The organism is Nonomuraea sp. NPDC001831 (genome assembly GCF_042892035.1).
Classification (GTDB): domain Bacteria; phylum Actinomycetota; class Actinomycetes; order Streptosporangiales; family Streptosporangiaceae; genus Nonomuraea.
On sequence record NZ_JBIATU010000007.1, the window covers coordinates 389,512 to 411,154 of the forward strand.

At 71.5% G+C, this 21,643-nt stretch carries 19 protein-coding genes; 14 read left to right on the top strand and 5 right to left on the bottom strand.

The window, feature by feature from the left end; genetic code table 11:
- Position 1: 1 nt before the first annotated feature.
- Complete coding sequence (locus ACFYYW_RS25040; protein WP_387651940.1) at positions 2-958, bottom strand: glycosyltransferase family 2 protein; 957 nt, start codon at positions 956-958, stop codon at positions 2-4.
- Positions 959-1,216: 258 nt separating this feature from the next.
- Here ACFYYW_RS25040 and ACFYYW_RS25045 point away from each other — a divergent pair, with 258 nt between their 5' ends.
- On the top strand, positions 1,217-1,963 hold the full coding sequence (locus tag ACFYYW_RS25045) for a hypothetical protein (protein ID WP_387651942.1): 747 nt from the start codon (positions 1,217-1,219) through the stop codon (positions 1,961-1,963).
- Here ACFYYW_RS25045 and ACFYYW_RS25050 read toward each other — a convergent pair.
- Positions 1,960-2,844, bottom strand: coding sequence for a DUF6492 family protein (locus tag ACFYYW_RS25050; RefSeq protein ID WP_387651945.1), 885 nt, complete (start codon positions 2,842-2,844; stop codon positions 1,960-1,962). The genes ACFYYW_RS25045 and ACFYYW_RS25050 overlap by 4 nt on opposite strands.
- A gap of 169 nt (positions 2,845-3,013) precedes the next feature.
- Here ACFYYW_RS25050 and ACFYYW_RS25055 point away from each other — a divergent pair, with 169 nt between their 5' ends.
- Positions 3,014-3,733, top strand: a complete 720-nt coding sequence (locus tag ACFYYW_RS25055) for a hypothetical protein (protein ID WP_387651948.1) — start codon at positions 3,014-3,016, stop codon at positions 3,731-3,733.
- The gene (locus ACFYYW_RS25060) at positions 3,730-5,082 is read left to right on the top strand and encodes an O-antigen ligase family protein (RefSeq protein WP_387651951.1); all 1,353 of its coding nucleotides are present in this window, start codon (positions 3,730-3,732) and stop codon (positions 5,080-5,082) included. The genes ACFYYW_RS25055 and ACFYYW_RS25060 overlap by 4 nt, the downstream gene beginning before the upstream one ends.
- On the opposite strand, the gene ACFYYW_RS25065 is transcribed toward ACFYYW_RS25060, so the two are convergent.
- A complete protein-coding gene (locus tag ACFYYW_RS25065) occupies positions 5,021-5,566 on the bottom strand; it encodes a dTDP-4-dehydrorhamnose 3,5-epimerase (RefSeq protein ID WP_352322251.1) in 546 nt (181 codons plus the stop codon). The genes ACFYYW_RS25060 and ACFYYW_RS25065 overlap by 62 nt on opposite strands.
- 187 nt (positions 5,567-5,753) lie before the next feature.
- On the opposite strand from ACFYYW_RS25065, the gene ACFYYW_RS25070 reads away from it, so the two are divergent.
- From ACFYYW_RS25070 to ACFYYW_RS25090, 5 genes are read left to right on the top strand one after another with little or no spacing between them, the layout of a single operon-like run.
- On the top strand, positions 5,754-6,491 hold the full coding sequence (locus ACFYYW_RS25070; RefSeq protein ID WP_387651954.1) for a WecB/TagA/CpsF family glycosyltransferase: 738 nt from the start codon (positions 5,754-5,756) through the stop codon (positions 6,489-6,491).
- 24 nt (positions 6,492-6,515) lie between these two features.
- Positions 6,516-8,609, top strand: a complete 2,094-nt coding sequence (locus tag ACFYYW_RS25075; RefSeq protein ID WP_387651957.1) for a glycosyltransferase — start codon at positions 6,516-6,518, stop codon at positions 8,607-8,609.
- Between the two features lie 25 nt (positions 8,610-8,634).
- Positions 8,635-9,924 carry a hypothetical protein gene (locus ACFYYW_RS25080; protein WP_387651959.1) on the top strand — a complete coding sequence of 430 codons (1,290 nt, stop codon included), beginning with the start codon at positions 8,635-8,637 and terminating at the stop codon, positions 9,922-9,924.
- Positions 9,925-9,935: 11 nt separating this feature from the next.
- Positions 9,936-11,228 carry a hypothetical protein gene (locus tag ACFYYW_RS25085; protein WP_387651962.1) on the top strand — a complete coding sequence of 431 codons (1,293 nt, stop codon included), beginning with the start codon at positions 9,936-9,938 and terminating at the stop codon, positions 11,226-11,228.
- Positions 11,225-12,100, top strand: a complete 876-nt coding sequence (locus ACFYYW_RS25090) for a Gfo/Idh/MocA family protein (protein ID WP_387651964.1) — start codon at positions 11,225-11,227, stop codon at positions 12,098-12,100. Before ACFYYW_RS25085 ends, ACFYYW_RS25090 begins: the two co-directional genes overlap by 4 nt.
- Here ACFYYW_RS25090 and ACFYYW_RS25095 read toward each other — a convergent pair.
- Both ACFYYW_RS25095 and ACFYYW_RS25100 read right to left on the bottom strand, forming a co-directional pair.
- Positions 12,097-13,188, bottom strand: coding sequence for an acyltransferase family protein (locus tag ACFYYW_RS25095; RefSeq protein ID WP_387651966.1), 1,092 nt, complete (start codon positions 13,186-13,188; stop codon positions 12,097-12,099). The genes ACFYYW_RS25090 and ACFYYW_RS25095 overlap by 4 nt on opposite strands.
- Before the next feature lie 64 nt (positions 13,189-13,252).
- Entirely contained in the window at positions 13,253-14,062 is an 810-nt protein-coding gene (locus ACFYYW_RS25100) for an AfsR/SARP family transcriptional regulator (protein ID WP_352322498.1), read from the bottom strand.
- 219 nt (positions 14,063-14,281) lie between these two features.
- Between ACFYYW_RS25100 and ACFYYW_RS25105 the strand changes: the two genes are divergently transcribed.
- From ACFYYW_RS25105 to ACFYYW_RS25130, 6 genes are read left to right on the top strand one after another with little or no spacing between them, the layout of a single operon-like run.
- Entirely contained in the window at positions 14,282-16,393 is a 2,112-nt protein-coding gene (locus tag ACFYYW_RS25105; protein ID WP_387651968.1) for a hypothetical protein, read from the top strand.
- Positions 16,390-17,799 carry a GT4 family glycosyltransferase PelF gene (gene pelF / locus ACFYYW_RS25110; RefSeq protein ID WP_387651971.1) on the top strand — a complete coding sequence of 470 codons (1,410 nt, stop codon included), beginning with the start codon at positions 16,390-16,392 and terminating at the stop codon, positions 17,797-17,799. Before ACFYYW_RS25105 ends, pelF begins: the two co-directional genes overlap by 4 nt.
- The gene (locus ACFYYW_RS25115) at positions 17,796-19,193 is read left to right on the top strand and encodes a hypothetical protein (protein WP_387651973.1); all 1,398 of its coding nucleotides are present in this window, start codon (positions 17,796-17,798) and stop codon (positions 19,191-19,193) included. The genes pelF and ACFYYW_RS25115 overlap by 4 nt, the downstream gene beginning before the upstream one ends.
- A gap of 22 nt (positions 19,194-19,215) precedes the next feature.
- Positions 19,216-19,941, top strand: coding sequence for a sugar phosphate nucleotidyltransferase (locus ACFYYW_RS25120; RefSeq protein ID WP_387651976.1), 726 nt, complete (start codon positions 19,216-19,218; stop codon positions 19,939-19,941).
- Positions 19,938-20,789 carry an NAD-dependent epimerase/dehydratase family protein gene (locus ACFYYW_RS25125; protein WP_387651978.1) on the top strand — a complete coding sequence of 284 codons (852 nt, stop codon included), beginning with the start codon at positions 19,938-19,940 and terminating at the stop codon, positions 20,787-20,789. The genes ACFYYW_RS25120 and ACFYYW_RS25125 overlap by 4 nt, the downstream gene beginning before the upstream one ends.
- The gene (locus ACFYYW_RS25130; RefSeq protein WP_387651981.1) at positions 20,786-21,643 is read left to right on the top strand and encodes an endo alpha-1,4 polygalactosaminidase; all 858 of its coding nucleotides are present in this window, start codon (positions 20,786-20,788) and stop codon (positions 21,641-21,643) included. The genes ACFYYW_RS25125 and ACFYYW_RS25130 overlap by 4 nt, the downstream gene beginning before the upstream one ends.

Below are 21,643 nucleotides of genomic sequence, written 5' to 3' on the forward strand. Positions count from 1 at the left end.
GTCAGGGCCCGGGGTCCGCGCGCCGGGGACGCAGGCTGCGCGCCACGTCGATCGCGGAATGGGCGACGTTGCGCGCCATCGGCACGGCGTTCCTGGCCAGCCAGGGACGCAGCGCCGCGTAGGCGCGCAACCGCTGGCCGAAGCCCATCGGCGCGGCGTGGATCACCCGTAGCAGCGCCCTGCCCTCCTCCACGTTGGGGAGGAAGAAGCGCTGGTCACCGGGCATCTCCCGGGCACGGTACCGGCGGGCGTGGTTGGCCTGGCTGTCGCTGCCCGGGTGGTTGCGGTGCCGCAGCAGCGGCTCGTCCACCACGACGAGCGGCCCGAACAGCGCCCAGCCCGCGATGATCACCCGGTCGGCGGGCAGGATCGGCTCCAGCGGCCTGGCCCGCAGCAGCGTCTCGCGGCGGATGAGGCCGTAGAAGTGCATGGTGTCGTCGTAGTTGAGCATCCGGTGGCGCAGCCGGGCGGCCGGGGCGGGCTGGACCGTCGGCGACTCGTCCCGCCAGAAGCCGATCGTCCGGCCGTTCTCGTCGATCTCCTCGACGGCCGAGAGGGCCGCGGCGGCCTCGGGATGACGTCGCAGCGCCGCGGAGAGCAGGGCGAGCCGGTCTTCGCGGTATTCGTCGTCGGAGGTGGCATAGGAGAAGAACTCGCCGCGCGTCTCGTGCATGAGGGCGTTGTGGTTGGCCGTGACGCCGATGTTCCGGTCCCTGCGGATGTACCGCACGCGCGGATCGGTCCGCGCGGTCTCGCGGCACAATTCCTCGGTGCCGTCGGTCGAGCAGTTGTCGGCGATCACCAGTTCGAAGTCGGCGTCCTTCTGCGTGAGCACCGAACGCAACGCGCCGGCCAGGTACGGCTCGCCGTTGTAGACCGGCAGGCCCACGCCGATCGGCGGCTCCGCCCGGCCGATCAAGGACGCTGTGGAACGTTCTTCCGGAATTCGGGACGTCATCCGGCGACCTCTCGAGGAATTCTTCGGCGGGCGGGCGACATGGTCTCGCGAAGGGTGCCGTGCGGCAAGATGCACCAACCATTCGTAACATCCCACCTTCTGGACACGATAAGCCATCTGCATCGCAATATGGCGAGACAAACCCGTACTGGCAGGGGGTTGGTCGGGACAATGGCCTTTTGGAACGATTTGCTGCGGCTCGTTCGACGGAAGAACATTGTCATCCCCATCCTCGCCGCCGGCCTCCTCCTCGCCGCGGTGGCCTTCCTCCTGGGCCCGTCGCGCTACAAGGCCGAGTCGTCCCTCATCCTGACCGCGCCGCCGAGCGGCGGCACGCTCTCCATGGACCCGACCAAGCCGGTCGGCCTGACCAACCCGTTGCTCCAGTACAACGACGGGCTGCGGACCGTGGCGGGCATCCTGATCGTCGCGATCAACAGCAAGGAGGAGATGGGCAAGCTGGGCGTACGGGAGAACGACGGCACCGAGGTCGTGATCGACGACGGACGGTCCAACTCCGACCTGCTCGGCGTCGTGACGCTCGGCCCGTTCCTGCACGTCAAGGTCGAGAGCGGCGAGCCGGGGACCGCCCAGCGCATCCTGGAGCGGGCGCACCAGCGCCTGCGCGAGGAGCTGATCGCCTACCAGACCAAGCTCGGCGCGCCCAAGACCACGTTCATCGCGATCAACACCGTCGCCCTGCTGCCGCCCGAGTACGACGGCGCCCGGCGGACGCAGCTCGCCGTGGGCGTGCTGGTCGCCACGTTGTTCCTCGGCCTCGCCGGCGCGTACGGGGTGGTGGTGCGGGGGCTCTTCCCCCGCCGCCCGCCGGCCGGGACCGCGAAGGCGGACGACGACGCGCCCGAGGAGGCCGAGGCGGCGGCGGAGACGCCCGCCAAGGAACACACCGCCAACGGCCAGGTCCCCGCCGGCACCCCGCTGAACAGCGTCGCCGACGACGAGGACGTTCCCGACGGACAGGCCGCGCCGAACCCGCATCGTTAGGGCGTCCGGCCGGCGATCTCCGTGCAGCGCCTGATGGCCGCCTGCCGCACGTCGTCGGGGGTGCCGGACTTGGAGGAGATCAGCATGCCGATCGCGCCGGGGCCCAGCCGTCCGGCGAAGTCGAGCGCGGTCGCCAGGTCCATCGGCGACTCGTCCGGATTCTTGTGGCAGATCGAGGTGTCCGAGGGCGGGCGGCCCTCCGTGGCGCTGAGCACCTCGTCCACGAACACGCCGTAGAGCATGAACTCCGACACGTGCAGCCGCGAGCCGAAGGCGTCGATCCAGTGCCGCCCGGTGGTCTCCCGCAACCTGTCCTGAAGGGCGCGTACGACGACCGGCCGCCAGAAGGTCAGCGGGCTCATGTAGTCGGGCAGCGGCGGCTCGGGCGGCGGCGGGAGCCGGAGCAGCTCGCGGGCGACGCGATGCCACAGGACGTGCCGGGTCATGAGGGGATGGACGCCGTTCTCCAGCCGGTGCAGCAGCACGCGGCCGTCGATCAGGGCGCGCTCGGCGGTGACCGGCCGGACCAGCACCACGTCGGAGTCCGCCACCAGGACCACGTCGGTGTCCATGGCCGCGGTGGCGGCGAGCTTGACGATCTGCTGCATCACCCAGCCGCGTACCGGGGGCCAGGGCCGCAGCACGTTGACCCACAGGCCCTTCCGCGGCACCTTGACGTACCGGCCGGGCAGCAGGCTCTCCACCGTCCGGACCCGGCAGCGCGGCCCCTCGTACGCCCGGAACAGCCCGAGGTCGCCCGCCGGGACGACCACGTGGTGGACCGTGTCGTCGGGGGTGCACTCCAGCACCGAACGGTGCAGGTCGGCGAACTGCCCGGCATCGGGTCCGTAGCTCGGGGTCACGACCGAGAGCGTCCTCATGGTCGGCCCTCCGGCGCGCGGCACTCTTCCACGGCTCACCTTTCGTGGACGGCTGTGTCGGCCCACCGTCTATCGACGCGCGACTTTGGCACGTTACAGGTGAGGGGTAACACCATCTGCGTTCCTGGCGATTGCCTGGATATCGGGGGAAACCTGTCTGGGGGCTGTGTTGGACTTCTGGAAAGCGATCACCGTCCTCCTGCGCCGCTGGTACGTGGCACTCCCCGCGCTGCTGCTGACCCTCACGCTCGCCTACGGCGTGTACGCCACGATCCCGACGCAGTACTCCTCGACCTCCCTCCTGGTGCTCACGGTGCCGACCACCGGCTCCTACCGGCCGGCGCGGCCCACTGAGCCGAACCCGCTGGTCAACCCCATGCTGAACTTCGACGGCGGGCTCAACATGACGGCCTCGGTGCTGGTTCAGATACTCAACGGGCCCGAGGTGGCCGGGCAGCTCGGCGTGCGGCCCGACTCCACGACCAGCTACAAGGTCAACAACGGCCACCCCAACCCCGAGCTGCTCATCAGCGCGCCCTTCGTGGTCATCGAGGGCACCAGCCGCTCGCCCCAGGACGCCAAGGCGCTGGTCGAGCGGGTGGCCGAGCGGGCGAAGGTCGAGCTGAAGCGGCGGCAGCAGGTCCTGAACGCCCCGCCGGAGACGTACATCAACCTGACCGAGATGGTCGCGCCCACCGAACCCCAGGGACAGCGCGGCGGCAAGACCCGTACGGCCGCCGCCGTGTTCGCGCTGGGCGTCATGGCGGCGCTGGGCTCGTCGTTCGCCGCCGAGAGCATCATGGACGGGCTGCGGCGGCGGCGGCAGGAGGGGCCGCCCGACGACGCGGGAACGGCCGCCCCGGACAAGGAAGCGGTGTTGCGGCCTTGAACGTCGCCCCTCGTCCCATGGGAGCCGTGCGCAGCGCCGACGGCGCCACCCTGTGCGCGATCTTCGTGGTGGTCCTCATGCTGGTGCCGGCCCGCCAGGTGATCGGCGGGCTGCCGTTCGACCTCACCTACGCCGAGGCGGTCGGGCTGTTCGCCGCCGTGTGGTGGTTCTGCGCCCACCTGACCAGCACGCTCGGCGCGGCCAAGGGCCCGTCGCCGGTCAGGTACGGGATCTACTTCTACGTGCTGGCCTTCCTGATCACCTACGGCTACACCGCCGCCGGTTACCTGCCCTCCTACGAGCTGGAGCTGTCCGACCACATCCTGGTGATCACGGTGGGCATCGTCGGCATGTCGCTGCTCGCCGTGGACGGCGTGTCCGGCCGCGACCGCCTCGACCTGGTGCTGAAGACGCTCGTGGTCGCCGGTGCCGTCATGGGCGTGATCGGCGGGATCCAGTTCCTGCTGTCGTTCGACATCACCCAGTACATGCAGGTCCCCGGCGCCCGGCTGCGCGCGGTCGAGGAGACGATCCTGCAGCGCAACGGCGTCAACAGGGTGGCCTCGACGGCCGGGCACCCCATCGAGTTCGGGGTCGTGTCGGCGATGGTGCTGCCGGTGGCGCTGCACTACGCCTACGACGCCTGGGAGCGCAGGGTGCCCGCGCTGCGCTGGTGGATCCTGTGCTCGCTGGTCGCCTGCGGCATGGCGTTCTCGGCCTCGCGCTCGACGGTGCTGGGCCTCGCGTCCTCGGGCGCCATCCTGCTGGTGGGCTGGAACAACGCCAGGCGGCTCAGGGCGGCGGCCGGGCTGGTCGGGTTCCTCGTCCTGCTGCGGCTGTTCGTCCCCGGGCTGCTCGGGGCGATCTTCGGGTTGTTCACCAACCTGGACAACGACGAGAGCCTGCGCTGGCGGACCAACGACTACTCGACCGCGGTCTCCGAGTTCGCCAGGCACCCGCTGCTCGGGCGGGGGAACGGCACCTGGTTCCCGCCGCACCACCCGGTCTTCGACAACCAGTACCTGCTGACCGGCGTGCAGGGCGGGGTGCTGGGGCTGCTGGCGTTCGTCGGGCTCTTCCTGATCGGGATGTGGGCGGCGATGCGGGCCAGGAGGATCAGCGCGGACGTGCGCGCCAAGGACCTCGGGCTGACGTTGACGGCGTGCCTGGCCGTGCCGCTGATCGGCTGCGCCACGTTCGACCTCAACTCCTTCAGCACCGCCAACTCGCTGGCCTTCCTGCTGATCGGCCTGGCCGGCGCGCTGCTGCGGGCGGTGCGCCGGGAGGTCACGCCCCCAGCCGCCGCCGCGCCTCCTTCCACGAGCCGGCTGCCAGATCCCGCGCGCTGATCGCGGTGACCGGCAGCGGCCAGGCGATGTCCAGGTCGGGGTCGTCGTAGCGCACCGAGACGTCCTCGGACGGGTCGTGCTCCCGGTCGATGCGGTAGCAGACGTCGGCCTCGGTGAGCGCCTGGTAGCCGTGCAGCAGGCCGGGGGGCACGTACAGATGGGTGAAGGCACGGTCGTCGAGCACCACCGTCATCCGCTCGCCGAAGGTCGGCGAGCCGGGACGCGCGTCGACCAGCACGTCGTGGACGGCCCCCCGCGCGCACCTGACGAGTTTGGCCTCGCCGCGCCCCGACCTGCCGTGCAGGGCCCTGATCCCGCCGGCGACCGTGCGCGACTGGCTGTCCTGGATGAAGGCGGCCGGGTCCAGCCCGTGCTCCCTGGCGATCGCGGCGTCGAACGTCCTGGTGAACAGGCCGCGGTCGTCGAGGTGAGGGGTGGGGACGAACAGCAGGGTCCCGGCCAGCGCGCCGCGCTCGACTCTCATGAAGCCATCCTGACCTCTGACGACCCTGGCATCCAGTGTGTAACGGAGAATGCCCTCCTCCGATGACAAAAAGGAAGGACTGGCGGCGCGGGTCAAGTGGCGTCAAGCCCGAGGAGGGTGAGGGCACCTGGTGGACCACTCCCCGTACGAAGTCGTCCCACGCGCCTGTGTCGGGGCCGTCGAGGTCATGGCCCTAACCGAGACCGAGGTCGCCGGCCTGGTCACTCAGGGCTGGCGGGACGGCCGCGGCGGCTCGATCGTCACCGCGAACGTGGACATCGTCAGGGCCGCCACCCGTGATCCCGGGCTCGCCGCGCTCGTGGCGGAGGCCGAACTGGTCGTGGCCGACGGCATGCCCGTCGTGTGGGCCGCCAGGCTGGCGGGCCTGGCCCTGCCGGACCGCGTCACCGGCGCCTCCCTGGTCTTCACCCTCAGCGAGAGCGCCGCGCGCGAAGGACGCTCGGTGTTCCTGCTGGGCGGCGAACCCGGCGTGGCGCGGACGGCGGGCGAGGTGCTCGCCGGACGCTTCCCCGGACTGCGGGTGGCCGGCTCGTCCTCGCCGCCCTTCGGCTTCGAGCGCGAGCCGGGCGGCATGGAGGAGGTCGTGGCGGAGGTCCGCGCGGCGGCGCCCGACCTGGTCCTGGTAGGGCTCGGCTTCCCCAAGCAGGAACGGGTCATGGCCGCGCTCCGCCCCGAACTGCCGCGCGCCTGGTACCTGGGCTGCGGCGCGGGCATCCCGATGGCCGCCGGCCACTTCAGGCGCGCCCCCCGCGCCATGCAGCGCGCGGGCGGCGAATGGATCTTCCGGCTCGCGCTGGAGCCCCGCCGCCTGGTGCGCCGATACCTGCGCGACGACCTGCCCTTCGCGCTCAGGCTGCTGGCCGGGACCGCCTGGCGGCGCCTGATCGCAGACCACCGTCCCTGACCGTCCAGAGATTGGTTTCCGCAGATGAGCGTGCCTGGGCTTGCCGTCGTCATCGTCACCTACAACAGCGGCGAGATCATCGAGGAGTGCCTGGCCAGCCTGGAGCCCGCGCTGCGCGGGGCGGGAGCCGCCAGGACGATCGTGGTGGACAACGCCTCGGCCGACGACACGGTGGAGCGGGTGCTCGCCGCCGGGCCACGCGTCGAGCTGGTCAGGACGGGCCGCAACGGAGGGTTCGCGGCCGGCGTGAACGCGGGCATCACCGCCGCCCCCGGCTGTGACGTCCTCGTGCTGAACGCCGACATCAGGCTCGGACCGGGCTCGGTGCGCCTGCTGCGCGAGCGGCTGGGCCGGGCGGGCGCGGGCATCGCGGTGCCCCGGCTGACGGACGCGGACGGCACGCTCCAGCTGTCGCTGCGCCGCCGTCCGACCGTGCTCAGGGCGCTCGGCGAGGCCCTGCTCGGCGGGCTCAGAGCAGGCAGGTACGCGCCGCTCGGCGAACTGGTCGTGGACCCTCGCCGCTACGACAGGCCGGGCAGCCCCGACTGGGCGACCGGCGCGGCCTGGCTGATCTCCCGGGCCTGCCTGGACGCCGTGGGCCTGCTCGACGAGCGGTACTTCCTGTACTCCGAGGAGACCGAGTACATGTTGCGCGCCCGCGACCACGGGTTCGCCATCGCCTACGAACCGCGGGCGCACGCCGTCCACCTCGGCGGCGAGCAGGCCAACTCCAGCCCGCTGTGGACGCTGGCCGCGCTCAACCGCGTCCGCCTGCACCGCGAGCGGCACGGGCGGCCCTGGGCCCAGCTCATGAGGCTGGCCGTCGCGCTGAACGAGGCGCTGCGCGCGGCCCGCCGAGGCAGCCGGGACGGCGAGCGCCATCTGCGCGCCCTGCGCGAGCTGGCCACGATGACCGAATGGCCCGCGCCGCCCGGGACGGGCCGGGCGGCCCGGCCGCAGCCGCCGCCCTACGTCTGCTTCTCCGCCCAGGACTGGTGGTACCACAACAGGGCGCACTCCGACTTCCAGCTCATGCGCCACCTCGCCGGCTCGCGCCGGGTCCTGATCGTCAACAGCATCGGCATGCGCATGCCGGTGCCCGGACGGACGACGTTCCCGGCCAGGCGCATCGTCAGGAAGCTGCGCAGCGTGGCCAAGTTCGTCCGGCGGGTGGGACCGCGGCTGTGGGTGATGTCGCCGCTTCCCGTCCCCCTCTACAACAGCCGGCAGGGCCGGGCGCTGAATGCCTGGCTGATCAGGACGCAGGTGCGGGCGGTCTGCGCCTGGCTCGGGCTGCGCCGCCCGGTGATCGTGGTGACGATCCCGACCGCCTGGGACGCGGTGCGCCCGATGAGCCGCCGCGCCCTGGTGTTCAACCGCTCCGACCGCCACTCGGCCTTCCCGGAGTCGGACGCCGCCACGATCCAGGCGCTGGAACGCCGCCTGCTGGAACGTGCCGACCACGTGGTCTACGCGGGCCGCGGCCTGATGTGCGAGGAGTCGTCGCTGACCGGGGACCGCGCCCACTTCCTCGACCACGGCGTGGACCTGGAGCACTTCACCCGGGTGCCGCCGGGGAGCCAGCCGCCGGATCTGCTGGCCGTCCCGGGGCCGCGCGTCGGCTTCTTCGGCGCGCTCGACGACTTCGTGGTCGACTTCGCGCTGCTCGAACGGGTTGCCGCGGAACTGCCGGACGTCTCGCTCGTGCTGGTCGGCGACGCGACGGGCGACGTCGAGCGGCTGACCAAGCACCCCAACGTGCACTGGCTCGGATTCCGGCCGTACTCGGCGATCCCGGCGTACGGGTCGGGGTTCGACGTGGCGATCATGCCGTGGCTGGACAACGAGTGGATCAGGCACGCCAATCCCATCAAGCTGAAGGAGTACCTGGCGCTCGGCCTGCCGGTGGTCAGCACCGCGTTCGACGAGCTGGTCCACTACGCCGGCCGGGTCAGGGTGGCGCGTACGCCCGAGGACTTCATCACGGCGATCAAGGTGAGCCTGGCCGAGGGCGCGCCGAGCCCGCCCGCGGCGTTACGCGCCTCGCTGGCCGGCAAGACGTGGGCCGCGCGGGCTGCGGACCTGGCGGCGCTGGTCGAGCGGACGCCGCCCGCCTAGGCGGGCGCCCGGGGGAGGAGGCGCTGTGAAGCTGCTGACGTTGTCCAAGGCCGGAGCGGTCGTGACGGCCGCCGCGGTGGCGCTGGCCGGCTGGACCTGGCTGCGCGGCCACCCGGCGAGCCCGGCTCCGAGGTCGATGACGGCGGCGTCGATGTCCATGCGCGCCCTGCCCTGGGAGGGTGGCCCGGCGGCCTACGCCGGATGGCCCGCGGCGGTGGGCGCCGGCTGGACGCGCCCGTCCTTCTTCCCCGTCGGGCTCTGGTTCGCCGCCGTCCGCCGGGGTGAGCAGGTCGCCGCGGACCGGGGCATGGGGATCAACACCTACGTCGAGCTCACCGGCGACAGCCGTCCCGGCCTGCTGCGGAAGGCGGGCATGAGCGCGCTGACCGCCCGGCGGCTGCCCGGCTCGGGCGCGGAGACGGTGGGGTGGACGCTGGCCGACAAGGCCGACGTGTGGGCGGGCATCGGCGACGCCCGCTGGACCGGCTCGGTGGGCGCGACACCGCCGCCGTGCAGGCCCGAGCTCCTGGCCTGCGGCTACACCGTCCTGCGCACGCTCGACGGCAGGCTGCCGCACGACGCCCGTCCGCGTTACGCCACGTTCGGCAAGGGAGTGGCCCTGTGGGCGACCGACCCGCAGGGGGCCAGGTTCGTCGACGACTACGCCGGCATCGCCGGGGTGGACGTCTCCTGGTACGGCGATCGGAACATCTGTGCCGAGGCCGCCCGCTGGCGGCAACTGCCGTCCGGCCGGTGCCGCCAGGCCGCGAACTACGGCGCGACCGTGGACCGGGTGCGGGAGCTGGACGCCGCCGACGGCCGCCGCAAGCCCGTCTTCTCGGTCATCGCGCTCGCCGGGCTGACGCCGCAGCAGGTGGGCGGAGCCGTGATGAGCTCGCTGATCCACGGCGCCCGCGGCATCGTCTACGACGCCCACGCCGCGGGCCCGGCGTGCCGGAGCGAGAACGTGCTGCGCAGCGCCTGCGGCCAGGCGCTCAGGAAGGCGGTGAGCGAGGTCGATGGCCAGATCCACCGCCTGGCCCCCGTGCTGAACACGCAGTCCTACGCCTACGACTTCGCACCGGACCTGGACACGATGGTCAAGGCGTACGACGGCTCCTACTACCTGTTCGCCATGCTCGCGGGCGGCAGATCGCCCGGGACGTACACGCTCACCGTGCCCGCGAACCTGTCGAAGAGCGGCCGGATCGAGGACTACCTGACGAACCGTCCCATCGCGGCCGACCAGGAGGGCCGGTTCACCGCCACGTTCGACGCGGAGCACGTCTACCGCGTCTATCGCATCAGGCCCTAGCTGGGAGGAACATGGCTTTCCGCAAGGTACGAAGGTGGGCGTTCGTGCTGCCGGTGATCGTCGTGCTGTTCTGCGCGGGGTGGCTCGTCACGCGGCCGGACCCGAAGCCCGGCCACCCCGGCCTGTCCCGCATCCCCTGGGAAGGCGGCCCGGCCTACTACGCCGGGTTCGGCGCCCCGGCGAAGGCGGGCTGGACCGATCCGGCGTTCTTCCCGATCGGCGTCTGGTTCGAGTCCGTGGTCGAGGAACACGACGTACGGCTGGACAAGGAGGCCGGGCTCAACACCTACGTCGAGCTGACCGCCAACAGCAGGATGGACCTGGTCCGCTCCTCGGGCATGTACGCCATCACCAGCAAGCCGCTGCCCGGCGCGGGCGCCGAGACGGTGGGCTGGATGATCGCCGACGAGCCCGACATGTTCGCCGGCCCCGGGGACGGCGTCTGGAGCGGCAAGTACGGCGGGGAAGGGCAGGTGTGCCTGCCGGACAAGCCGCCCTGCGGCTACACGGCGATGCGCACGCTCAAGGACAGGCTCCCCAAGGGCGACGGCCGCCTGCACTACGCCAACTACGGCAAGGGCATCGCCATGTGGGAGTCCGACCAGGAGGCGACCCGGTTCGTCAACGGCTACACCGACGTCATGTCCACCGACGTCTACTGGTACACCGACACCGGCATCTGCCCGGAGGCGGAGAACTTCATCAAGCTCCCGAGGGATCGCTGCCCGCGCGCCGCCAACTACGGGCGGGTCGTCGACCGCGGCCGGCAGCTCGACGCCCTGGACGGCCGCAGGCAGCCCGTCTACGCGTTCGTGGAGCTCGGCTGGCCCGGCTCGAACGGCCGGCGGGCCATCACCCCCGACGAGATCGCCGGAGCCGTCATGAGCTCGCTCATCCATGAGGCCCGCGGCGTCATCTACTTCAACCACAGCTTCGGCGGCCCCTGCGCCAGCCAGCACGTGCTGCGTGAGCCGTGCGCCAAGGAGACCAGGGCGGCCGTCACCGAGCTGAACCGCAGGATCACCGGCCTGGCGCCGGTGCTCAACACCCAGTCGTACGCCCACTCCTTCAGCCCGAGGCTCGACACCATGCTCAAGGAGAAGGACGGCTCCTTCTACGTCTTCGCCATGACCAAGGAGGACGCCGCGCCCGGCGAGCACACGCTGCGACTGCCCGGCACGCTCGCCGGGGCGCGGAACGTGGAGGTGATGTTCGAGAACCGCAGCCTTCCGGTACGCGGCGGCTCCTTCACCGACGCGTTCGCGCGGGCCGACTCCTACCACGTCTACCGGATCATGCCGTGACCGCGCCGGTGGAGGTGGGCCTGGTCGGGGCGGGTCCGTGGGCGCGGATCTTCCACGCGCCCACGTTCGCGGCGGGCCCCGAGACCAGGCTCGCCGGAGTGTGGAGCAGGAGCCGCCCGGCCGCCGAACGCCTGGCGGCCGAGTACGGGGTGCCGGCCTTCGGCTCGTACGAGGAGCTGCTCGGGCGGTGTGCGGGGGTCGTGTTCGCGGTGCCGCCCGACGTCCAGGCCGCGCTGGCGGTGCGGGCGGCCCGCGCGGGCCGTGCCCTGCTGCTGGAGAAGCCGATCGCGTTGTCGGTGGCCGACGCCGAGGCGCTGGCGCAGGCCGTGACGGCCGCGGGCGTGGCCACGCAGATCGTCCTCACCCACCGGTACCGGCCGGTCATCCGCGACTTCCTGGCGCGGCTGCGCGACTTCCCCGTGTTCGGGGCGCGCGGCTGCCAGCTCACCGGCGAGTTCCTGGACGGCACGTACGACGACAGCCCGTGGCGGGCGACGGCGGGGGTGCTCTACAACACCGGGCCGCACGGGCTCGACCTGCTCGACGCCGCGCTGGGGCCGATCGAGGAGGTCAGGAGCATGAGCAACAAGGACGGCCTGCTCGCGCTGACCTGCCGGCACGAGAACGACGCCGTCAGCCAGCTCACGATCTGCGGCCGGGTGCCGCCGCGCCGCCGCAGCCACTACGAGCTGTACGGCCCGCGCGGCACGCTGACCCTCGACTTCGACCGGCTCCCGGAGGATTCGGGGGCGACCAGGGCGAACCTGCGGGCGGAGTTCGCGCATGCCGTGTGCACCGGGGAGCCGCACCCCATCGACGTGCATCGCGGCCTGCACCTGCAGCGGCTGCTGGCGCAGGCCGAACCGTCCTAGGGCGCGCCCGCCGCCGCCTCCGGAGCCGCGTCCGGCGGGACGGGGTCGGGCCGGTGCCGGCGCAGCCGGAGGGCGGGGGCCTCGACCAGGCGCCAGCTCAGCGCGGCGAGCGGCAGCACGACGCAGGCCGTGGCCGTCAGCACCAGCCAGGGCGTACGGACGCCGAGCTGTACCAGCACCTGCTGGACGGGGAAGGCCAGCAGGTAGGCGCCGTAGGACAGATCGTAGGAGCCGGTGGGCCGGTGCAGCGCCGCCGGCGAGCGGAAGGCGACGAAGAAGGTCGCGCAGGTGATGGCGGCGATGGCGCACAGGTTGGCCGCGGGCGTGCCCCACGACAACCACCAGGCCACCAGCGCGGCCGGGGTCAGCCACGCGGGCGGCACCCAGCGCAGCTCCCTGACCAGCATGCCGAGGGCGAAGAACGCCAGCGGCTGCGCGGCGAAGGCCGAGACGACCAGCGGGATCAGGGGGCCGCTGTAGCCGGTGAGGTGGATGACCGTGGTGACGGCGAGGGTGACCGCCACCAGCCCGGCCAGCACCGTACGGCGCCGCAGCAGTCCCAGCGCCCCCATGACGGCCACGCCCGCGTAGCACAGGACCTCGACCCAGATCGTCCACAAGGAGCCGTTGACCGCGCCCGGATAGGGCAGCCCCTCGAAGACGCCGGGCAGCGCGTAGCTCACCGGCTGGACGAGCAGCCCCCGGACGATGTAGGCCCACGCGCCCGGTCCCGAGAAGTACCCGGCCGCGGGCAGCGTGCTCACCAGGGGCCCGAGCAGCAGCGCGGTCAGGACGATGACCAGCGCGTACGCGGGGTAGATGCGCAGGGCCCGGCGCAGCGTGTAGCGGGCGGGCGACGGGTCGGCCAGCCAGCTCGCGCTGATCAGGTAGCCGCTGATGAGGAAGAAGACGCCGACGCCGATGCCGCCGGCGCCGATCCCGCTGGCCGGGGTCAGCGGCGTGCCGTGCCCGGAGAGCACCCAGCTGTGCTCGACGACGACGGCGAACGCGCCGAGCAGCCGCAGCAGGTTGAAGGCGTTGGCCCGGGAGGAGCCGGGACCTGTGCGTAACGCGCTTGCTCCGGCCACTCAGCAGCCCCCTGGGGAGTACTCCGACGCGTCCGGAGATGTATCGATCCAGCGCGGAGCCGCGTTACCGGACGTATCTGGCGCAATGTGGACAGCCCGCGGCGTGCCGGGGTGCGAGGCGCCGGTGCACCGGCCGCTTGGCCGCCGCCGGCGGGTGCCCGGGGGCCAGCGACGAGTCGCTGGTGAGGATGGCCAGCTCCAGGCGGCGCAGCTCCTGGGAGGGTTCGAGGCCGAGGTCGGCGGCGAGGATGCGCCTGCCCTCCCGGTAGACCTCCAGGGCGTCGCTCTGCCGGCCGGTCCGGTAGAGCGCGATCATGAGCTGGCCCCGGAACTTCTCCCGCAGGGGATGCTCGCGTACGAGGTCGGACAGCTCGGCCACCAGGTCGGCGTGCCTGCGCAGGCGCAGATCTGCCTCGATCCGGTCGACCAGCGCGCCGAGGCGCTGCTCCTCCAGCCGCGTGGCCTGGTGGTGGAGGAGGGAGATGTCGCTCAGGCCGGACAGGGCCGGGCCGCGCCACATGGCCAGGGCGCTCCTGATCAGGTCGCCGCCCTTTGGATCGTTCCCGGACTGGATCAAGGTCCGGCCTCTGCGCACCAGGTCCTCGAAGCGTAAGGCGTCCACCGCCTCGCGCGGCACGTCGAGCCGGTAACCGGTGGAGCGGTGGATGATCGGCGCCCGGTCGCCCAGCGTGTGGCGCAGCCGGTGGAGTTGCAGGCGCAGGCGCCGGGCTCCGGCCTCGCCCGCGCCGCTGCCCCACAGGGCGTCGATCAGCACGTCGCTGCGCGCGACGGTGCCGTGGTGACAGAGCAGCAGGGCCAGCAGGGTGCGTTGCTGGATCGAACGGAGGGATAAGTCATGCTCCCCGTCGGTCACTTCCAACGTTCCGAGGATGCCGAACTGCATGGGTCCCCCCTGCAAGTGCCCGACTTTTCTAGACGGCAAGCATATGGGGGTTTCCTGAGGCGCGGGAGCCTATGGGGGGAAATTGGGCTGAAACTCAACTGAAACTCAGTGATCTCACACTCAATGCTGGTCGTTGGTGTCTATAGCGACTTGGAAGCATTCGGGGGACTTGCCCGAATGGGGGGGATCGTGGTGTTTTCACTCTGGCGCCGGCGCGCTCTGGCCGCGGCCGGCGGTTTCGTGCTCGTCTCTTCTCTCACGGCCGGTGCCGACGGACGTGGACAGGATCATGCGCACGCCGCACCTGTACGCGCCGACGTGCAGCGGGCCAAGGCGGCCAAACTCGGTCCGCTGCCCAGAACCAGGCAGGGGACCGTTCCCGTCAAGCGCTCCACCACGGTCGCCAGGTCGGCCGCCGCGCTCGCGGCAGCCGCCGACGACAAGGTCGGCCTGCGCGTGCTCGTCGTCGCCGTGGACCAGGACGACTGGGGCATCGCGACCTGGCGGGCCACCCTCGACCGGGTCGGCGCCCAGTACGACGTGCTGCTCAGCAAGACCCAGGCGCTCACCGCGGCCGACCTGGTACGCCCGGACGGCGTCGGCAAGTACAACGCCGTCCTGCTGACCAACAACTCGCTGCTCTACTACGACGGCTCCAGCTATCTCAGCGGCCTCGACGCCACCGAATGGAACGTTCTATGGGCCTACGAGCGGGACTACGGCGTCCGTCAGGCCTCGCTCTACACCGCCTACGGCACCTGGCCCGAGGACTACTGCCTGCGCGCGGGCAGTGAGGGCGGCGTCGCGAGCACGCCCATCGGCACCCAGCTCACCACGGCGGGCGCCGGCGTGTTCGACTACCTGAAGACCGGCGTGAACGTGCCGATCTCGCTGTCGTACGTCTACCGCAGCACGGTCGCGCCCGGTTGCGCCGCCGACGTGGTCATGACCAGCGGCTCCGACGTGCTCGGCGTACGCAGCACCTCCGGCGACGGCCGCGAGCGCATGGCGCTGACGTTCACCTCCAACCAGTACCTGCCGCAGGCCGACCTGCTCACCTTCGGGCTGTTCCGCTGGGCCACCCGCGGCCTCTACCTGGGCGAGCAGCGCCACTACCTCAACGCCGACGTCGACGACTACTTCAACTCCACCGATCACCTCTACCCGGACGGCCACGTCGAGTCCAACCCTGGCTACCGCATGACCAGGGCCGACGCGATCAGCACGTACAACCAGCAGGTGGCCTTCACCGGCGCCAACCCGCTCGCCTCGGGCTTCAAGCTGAACCTCGCCTACAACGGCGAGGGCGCCGACCCGACCGCGCCCTCCACGTGCTCGACCCCGCCGCTCTTCAAGGACGCCCTGACCAGCTACTCGCGCTGCCGCGCCGGGGCCTTCTCGTGGATCAACCACACGTTCACGCATCCGAAGCTGAACTTCACGGACTACGCGACGAGCTACGCCGAGATCCAGGACAACCTCACCAGGGCCGCCGCGATCGGCCTGACCGTGGACGGGACCGTGCTCAAGACCGGCGAGTACTCCGGTCTCGGCGTCTACAACCCCGATGTCAACAACGACATCGACCCGCCCACCGACTACGGCCTGGCCGCCTCCAACGCGGCCATGTTGCAGGCCGCCAAGGACCTGGGCGTGAAGTACCTGCACGGCAACATGTCGTTCGCCAGCCACCAGCCGTCCTGCTTCAACTGCGGCATCTACCACCCGCTCCAGCCCACGCTGATGGTGGTGCCCGACTGGCCGACCAACATCGCCTACCACAGCACGGCGCCCGCCGAGGAGACGCTGTTCTACAACTCCTACTACGGGCCCAACGGGAAGTTCCCGTACTGGCCGGCGGACCAGACCTACAGCCAGATCCTGGACCACGAGAGTGACGTGGCCATGCAGCACGTCATGTCGGGTTCGATCTACGCCCACACCTTCCACCAGGGCAATCTGCGGGACTACGGCTCGTCCAAGAACCTCGTCTTCGACTGGCTGAACGCGGTCCTGGCCAAGTACAACGGCTACTACAACGTCCCGCTCCTCACGCCGGCCTGGGGCTCTCTCGCCCAGTACGTCGAGAACCGCACCAAGCACTTCACCGGGCTGTCCGGGGTGAGCGCGGTCTACGACAGGACGGCGGGCACGGTCACCTTCGAGTCCGCCGCCGGCGCGTCCGTCTTCGCCACCAACGCAGCCGCCCCCGGCGCGACGGCGTACGGCACCGACTCCATCGCCCTCCTGACGCTCACCGCCGGCGTCCCCGTCACGTTCACCGCGGGCGTGCGACCGTGAAGGTGACGCTGGTCTCCGAGGGGACCTACCCGTTCGCCATGGGCGGGGTGAGCGTCTGGATGGACCAGCTCATCAGGGGCATGCCCGACTACCGGTGGGACGTCGTGACCATGACGGTCGACGGCAAGGAGCGGCCGGTCTGGGAGCGGCCGGCCAACCTGGAGCAGGTCATCTCCGTCCCGCTCTGGGGCAGGACCCGCAGGCGCTCGTCCAAGCCGCCGGGGCCCGGCTTCAGCGACGCGTACGGCCGCTTCCTGGAGATGGTGCTGACCCCGGCCGTCATGGGCGACGGCGGCGCGGAGTTCCTGGCGGTGCTGGAGCAGATCTACCGGTTCGCGGCCGAGGGCGGCGACCTCATCGGCGCCCTCACCGCCAACGAGTCGTTGTCGCAGCTCATGGACGCCTGGTACTGGAACAGGACCGACGGGCTCACCCTCGCCGACGCCATCGTGGCGGGGAACCTCATGGGCCACATGTTGCGCCCGCTGTCGGAGCCGCCGCCGCGCACGGACCTGATGCACGTCGCCATGAACGGGCTCAGCATGCTCATGGCGATGACCGCCAAATGGCGGTACGGCACCCCGATCGTGCTCTCCGAACACGGCGTCTACCTGCGGGAACGCTATCTCCAGTACGTCAACGAGCCGGTCTCGCACGCCGTGCGGGTCTTACTGCTCAGCTTCTTCCGCCGCCTGGCGGGGGCGGCGTACGTGGCGGCCGACCGCATCGCGCCGCACTCGACGTACAACCGGCGCTGGCAGGTTCACAACGGCGCCGACCCGGCCCGCATCCGGGTGATGTACAACGGCGTGGACCCGGCCGACTTCCCGGTGGCCACCTCCGAACCGTCCCAGCCCACGATCGTGTTCATGGGCCGGGTCGACCCGCTGAAGGACCTGCACACCCTGATCCGCGCGTTCGACATCGTCCGGGACAAGGTCCCGGGCGCCCGGCTGCGGATCTTCGGCGGCGTCCCGAAGGGCAACGAGAGCTACCAGGAGAGCTGCCTCGACCTCATCGACGAGCTCGGCCTGGAAGGCTCGGCGGTGCTGGAGGGCCGGGTCGCCACCCAGGTGGACGCCTACCACGCGGGCCAGGTCGTGGCCCTGACCAGCATCTCCGAGGGCTTCCCCTACACCGTCGTCGAGGCCATGGCCTGTGGCAGGCCGTGCGTCGTGACCAATGTCGGCGGGGTGGCCGAGGCGGTGGGCGACACCGGGTTCGTGGTGCCGCCCCGCGACCACGCGGCCGCCGCCGATGCCATGGTGCGGCTGCTGCACGACGCCGAGCTGCGCCGCAGGCTCGGCGCGCTGGCCAGGCAGCGGGTGCTGAGCCGCTTCACGCTCCGGCAGTCGCTCGACGACTACCGCGCGGTCTATCGCGAGCTCGTCGGGGCGCGCGCGTGACCGCGGTGGAGCCCTCCCGCTCGATCGACGACCTCATCGAGCCCATGGGCACCGGGGTCTTCCGCGCCGTCGAACCCCTCCAGGTCGCGGCCATGCTGGAGTCCCAAGGGCTGAACGACAAGATCGCCCGCGAGCAGTACGGCCACGCCGACATCTTCGCCCTGGCCGAGACCGCCTACTTCCACGTCAAGGCGATGAACCGTCCGCAGGCGCGCACCCGCACGCCGCTCAAGCGGGCCAGGCCGGCCGCCCAGATGTTGCACGGCCTGCTCTACGCCCTGCCGGCGGCCCTGCTCCCGGCCGCCTCCGGCCTGGTGGGCAGCCAGTGGCTGATGCCCGGCCTGGTGCTGACCACGGGTTTCGGCTGGATCGTCGGCAGCGCCGCGGCCCACCTGGGCTATTCGCTGATCGCCCAGGGACACCCGCGCTCGGCCGGCCGCGTGCTGCGCAGCGGCCTGCTCGTGGGCGTGCTGGCCGCCGCCTTCATGGCGGGCACCGTCGCCATCTCCCGCGACGGGCCGGTCATGCTGGTCGCCCTGTGCGTCATGCAGATGGCCTTCCAGATCGCCTCGGGGATCCTGCTGTTCTACCGGCGGGAGGGCTGGCTCGGCATGATGATGGCGCCGGCCGCGGTCGCGGGCCTGGCCTACATCGTCATCGGCGACCGCTGGGTGGGGCTGCTGACGATCTGGGTGGGCCTGATGTGCATCCTGGCCACCGTGGCCGGCGCGCTCAGGCTCACGCTCACCCGCGGCCCCGACGACGCCGCCGAGCCGCCGCTGCGCACGCTCGTCGAGGCCAACGCCCGCGCCCTGGCGCCCTCGCTCGTGTACGCCCTGTTGAGCGCGGTGTTCCTGCTCCAGGCCGAGGGCCGGTACGTGCTCGACCGGGCCGACATCGCGGTCGCCGGCGCCGGGCTCGTCGTCGGCATGGGGATCCTGGAGTACCGGGCCCACTCGTTCGAGGACGACGTCCGGGCCGCGATCGGGGAGGTGCGCTATCCGGCCGACTTCACCCGCCGCGGCCGGTGGCTGCTGGCCAAGGGCCTGTTCGTCTGCCTCGCCGCGCTCGCCGTCCTGTCGGTGCTGCCGCTGGCATTCCTCTACGCGACCGGCGACCTGACCGAGGCGAGCGTCGCCATGGCCGTCGCCCACGTCGTCATCGGCGGCGCCTACTTCGTCGCCTTCCTGCTCGCCAACCAAGCCAAAGTGATCCATCTGTGCATCGCCCAGGCGGTGGCGCTCGCCGTACACCCCTTGGGCCGCCTCTTCCTGCCCGCCGGACACACCGCGCTGGCCGACGTCCTGCTCTTCGCGGCCGCCGCGTCGCTGTTCCTCGTGATCCTGACCGTCCTGATGAGTCTCGGGCTCAGGGACGTCAGGCAGTACAGCTGATCCTTCACACCAGGAGACCACTGTGCACGTCGTCATACTCGCGGGCGGCAAAGGAGTCCGCCTGCGCCCGTACACCTCCGCGCTGCCCAAACCGCTGGTGCCGATCGGCGAGGAGTACGCCATCCTCGACATCATCCTGCAGCAGCTGACCGCCCAGGGGTTCACCGCGGCCACGCTCGCGGTCGGGCACCTGAGCCCGCTGATCCGGGCGTTCGTGGGCGACGGCTCCCGATGGGGGATGGAGGTCGACTACACCGAGGAGGTCAAGCCGCTGTCCACGATCGGGCCGCTGTTCCCGATCAGAGACCGGCTGCCCGAGCAGTTCCTCGTCATGAACGGCGACGTGCTCACCACGCTCAACTACGCCGACCTGCTGAACCGGCACATCCAGACCGGCGCGCCGCTCACCGTGGCGACCTCTCCCCGCGTGGTCAAGATCGACTTCGGCGTGCTGGAGACCCAGGGCGGCCAGATCGTCGGCTTCCGCGAGAAGCCGCTGCTCAGCTACCTCGTGAGCATGGGCGTCTACGCCCTGTCCCGCTCGACGATCGAGCACTATCCCGAGGGCATGCCGTTCGGCTTCGACGAGCTGGTGCTCGAACTGCTGGCGCGCGGCACCCCGCCCGGCGTGTACGAGTTCGAGGGCTACTGGCTCGACATCGGGCGGCCCGACGACTACGACGAGGCCAACGCCCGGTTCGACGAGATCCGCCCGTTGTTGTTGCCGGCCAGGGATCCGGTGCGATGAGCACGATCGTGCTCTTCGGCGCCACCGGCTTCCTTGGCCGTCAGGTCAGGGAGCTGCTGGCCGGCGACCCCCGGCCCGCACAGCTCGTCTGCCCGGGCCGTGCCGACCTCGACCTGCTGTCGGCGGACCCCGGCGCGGTGGCGGCGTTCCTGCGCGAGGTGGCCCCCTCGGTCGTGCTCAACTGCGTGGGCCGCATGTCCGGCGGCCACGCGGAGCTGTTCCGCGGCAACGCGGGGGTGACCGCGCTCCTGCTGGAGGCCATGGCCGTCGCCGCGCCGCGCGCCCGGTTCGTCCGGCTCGGTTCGGCCGCCGAGTACGGCCCCGTGCCCTACGGCCACGTCCAGCACGAGGAGGACCCGGCCAGGCCGATCACCGCGTACGGCATCAGCCACCTGGCGGGGACGCTCCTCGTCGAGCGGACCCGCGAGATCGACGGCCTGTCACTGCGCGTCTTCAACCCGGTCGGACCGGGCATCTCCGCCGACAACGTGCTCGGCCGGGCCAGGGAGCTCATGCGCGCCGGCCGCGCCGACCTCGGGCCGCTGGGCGCGATGCGCGACTTCGTGGACGTCAGGGACGTGGCCGACGCCGTGGTCCGCGCCGCGTTCGTCGCCGAGCCCGCCGAACGGGTGATCAACGTCGGCAGCGGGAGGGCGGTCGCCGTGCGGGAGGCCGTCAAGCTGCTGGCCGAGGTCTGCGGGTTCACCGGGGAGATCCGCGAGAGCGCCCTCGCCTCAGGCAGGGCGGGCGCCGCCCCGTGGAGCCGCGCCGACGTCGGCAGGGCCTGGGACGTGCTGGGCTGGCGGCCCTCGATCCCGCTCGCCGACTCGATCAAGGCGATGGCATGAACGTCCTCCTGGCGGGCGCGCTGCTGATGTCGCTGACGGACGTGCGGTCGTTCACGTACGTCCTGCAGGACTACCCCGCGGGCCGCCTCGACACCGTCGCCCGCGCCCCCCACCAGCTCGCCATCGTGGACCTGTCGCGCGACGGCACCACGAAGGGCTACTTCCGGCCCGCCGAGATCGCCCGGGTGCGCGCGAGCGGCAAGAAGGTGCTGGCCTACTTCGAGATCGGCTCCATCGAGACCTTCCGCACCGAGTACCGCGGGCTGCCGAGGGACCTCGTCCTCAACGTCTGGCCCGACTGGCCCGACGAGCGTTTCGTGCGCTACTGGGACCGCCGCTGGTGGGACGTCGTGGTCAAGCCCCGCGTGGATCAGGCGCTGCGCGCCGGGTTCGACGGCGTCTACCTCGACACGCCGCTCGCGTACGAGGAGATCGACCTCAAACGGGTGCCCGGCGAGAGCCGCGCCACCCTGGCCAGGAAGATGAGCGACCTGATCGTCCAGATCAGTGGGTACGCGAAGAAGGTCCGTCCCGGCTTCTTCGTCGTCCCCCAGAACTCACCCGAGCTGCGGCTCCAGCCCGGGTACGTCCGGGCCATCGACGGCATCGGCATGGAGGAGCTGTTCGTCAAGGCCACCGACAAACCCTGCGTCGAGGACTGGTGCCGGGAGAACCTGGCGCACGCCCTCGCCCTGCGCAAGCTCGGCAAGGCCGTGCTCGCCACCGACTACGCGCGCAGACCGGCCGGCATCGCCGCCGCCTGCGCCGCCTACCACCGCTACGGCATAGCGGGGAACGTCACCACGGTCGAACTCGACCGCGTGTCTCCGTCCTGTTCAAAGAGAGGATCGTGA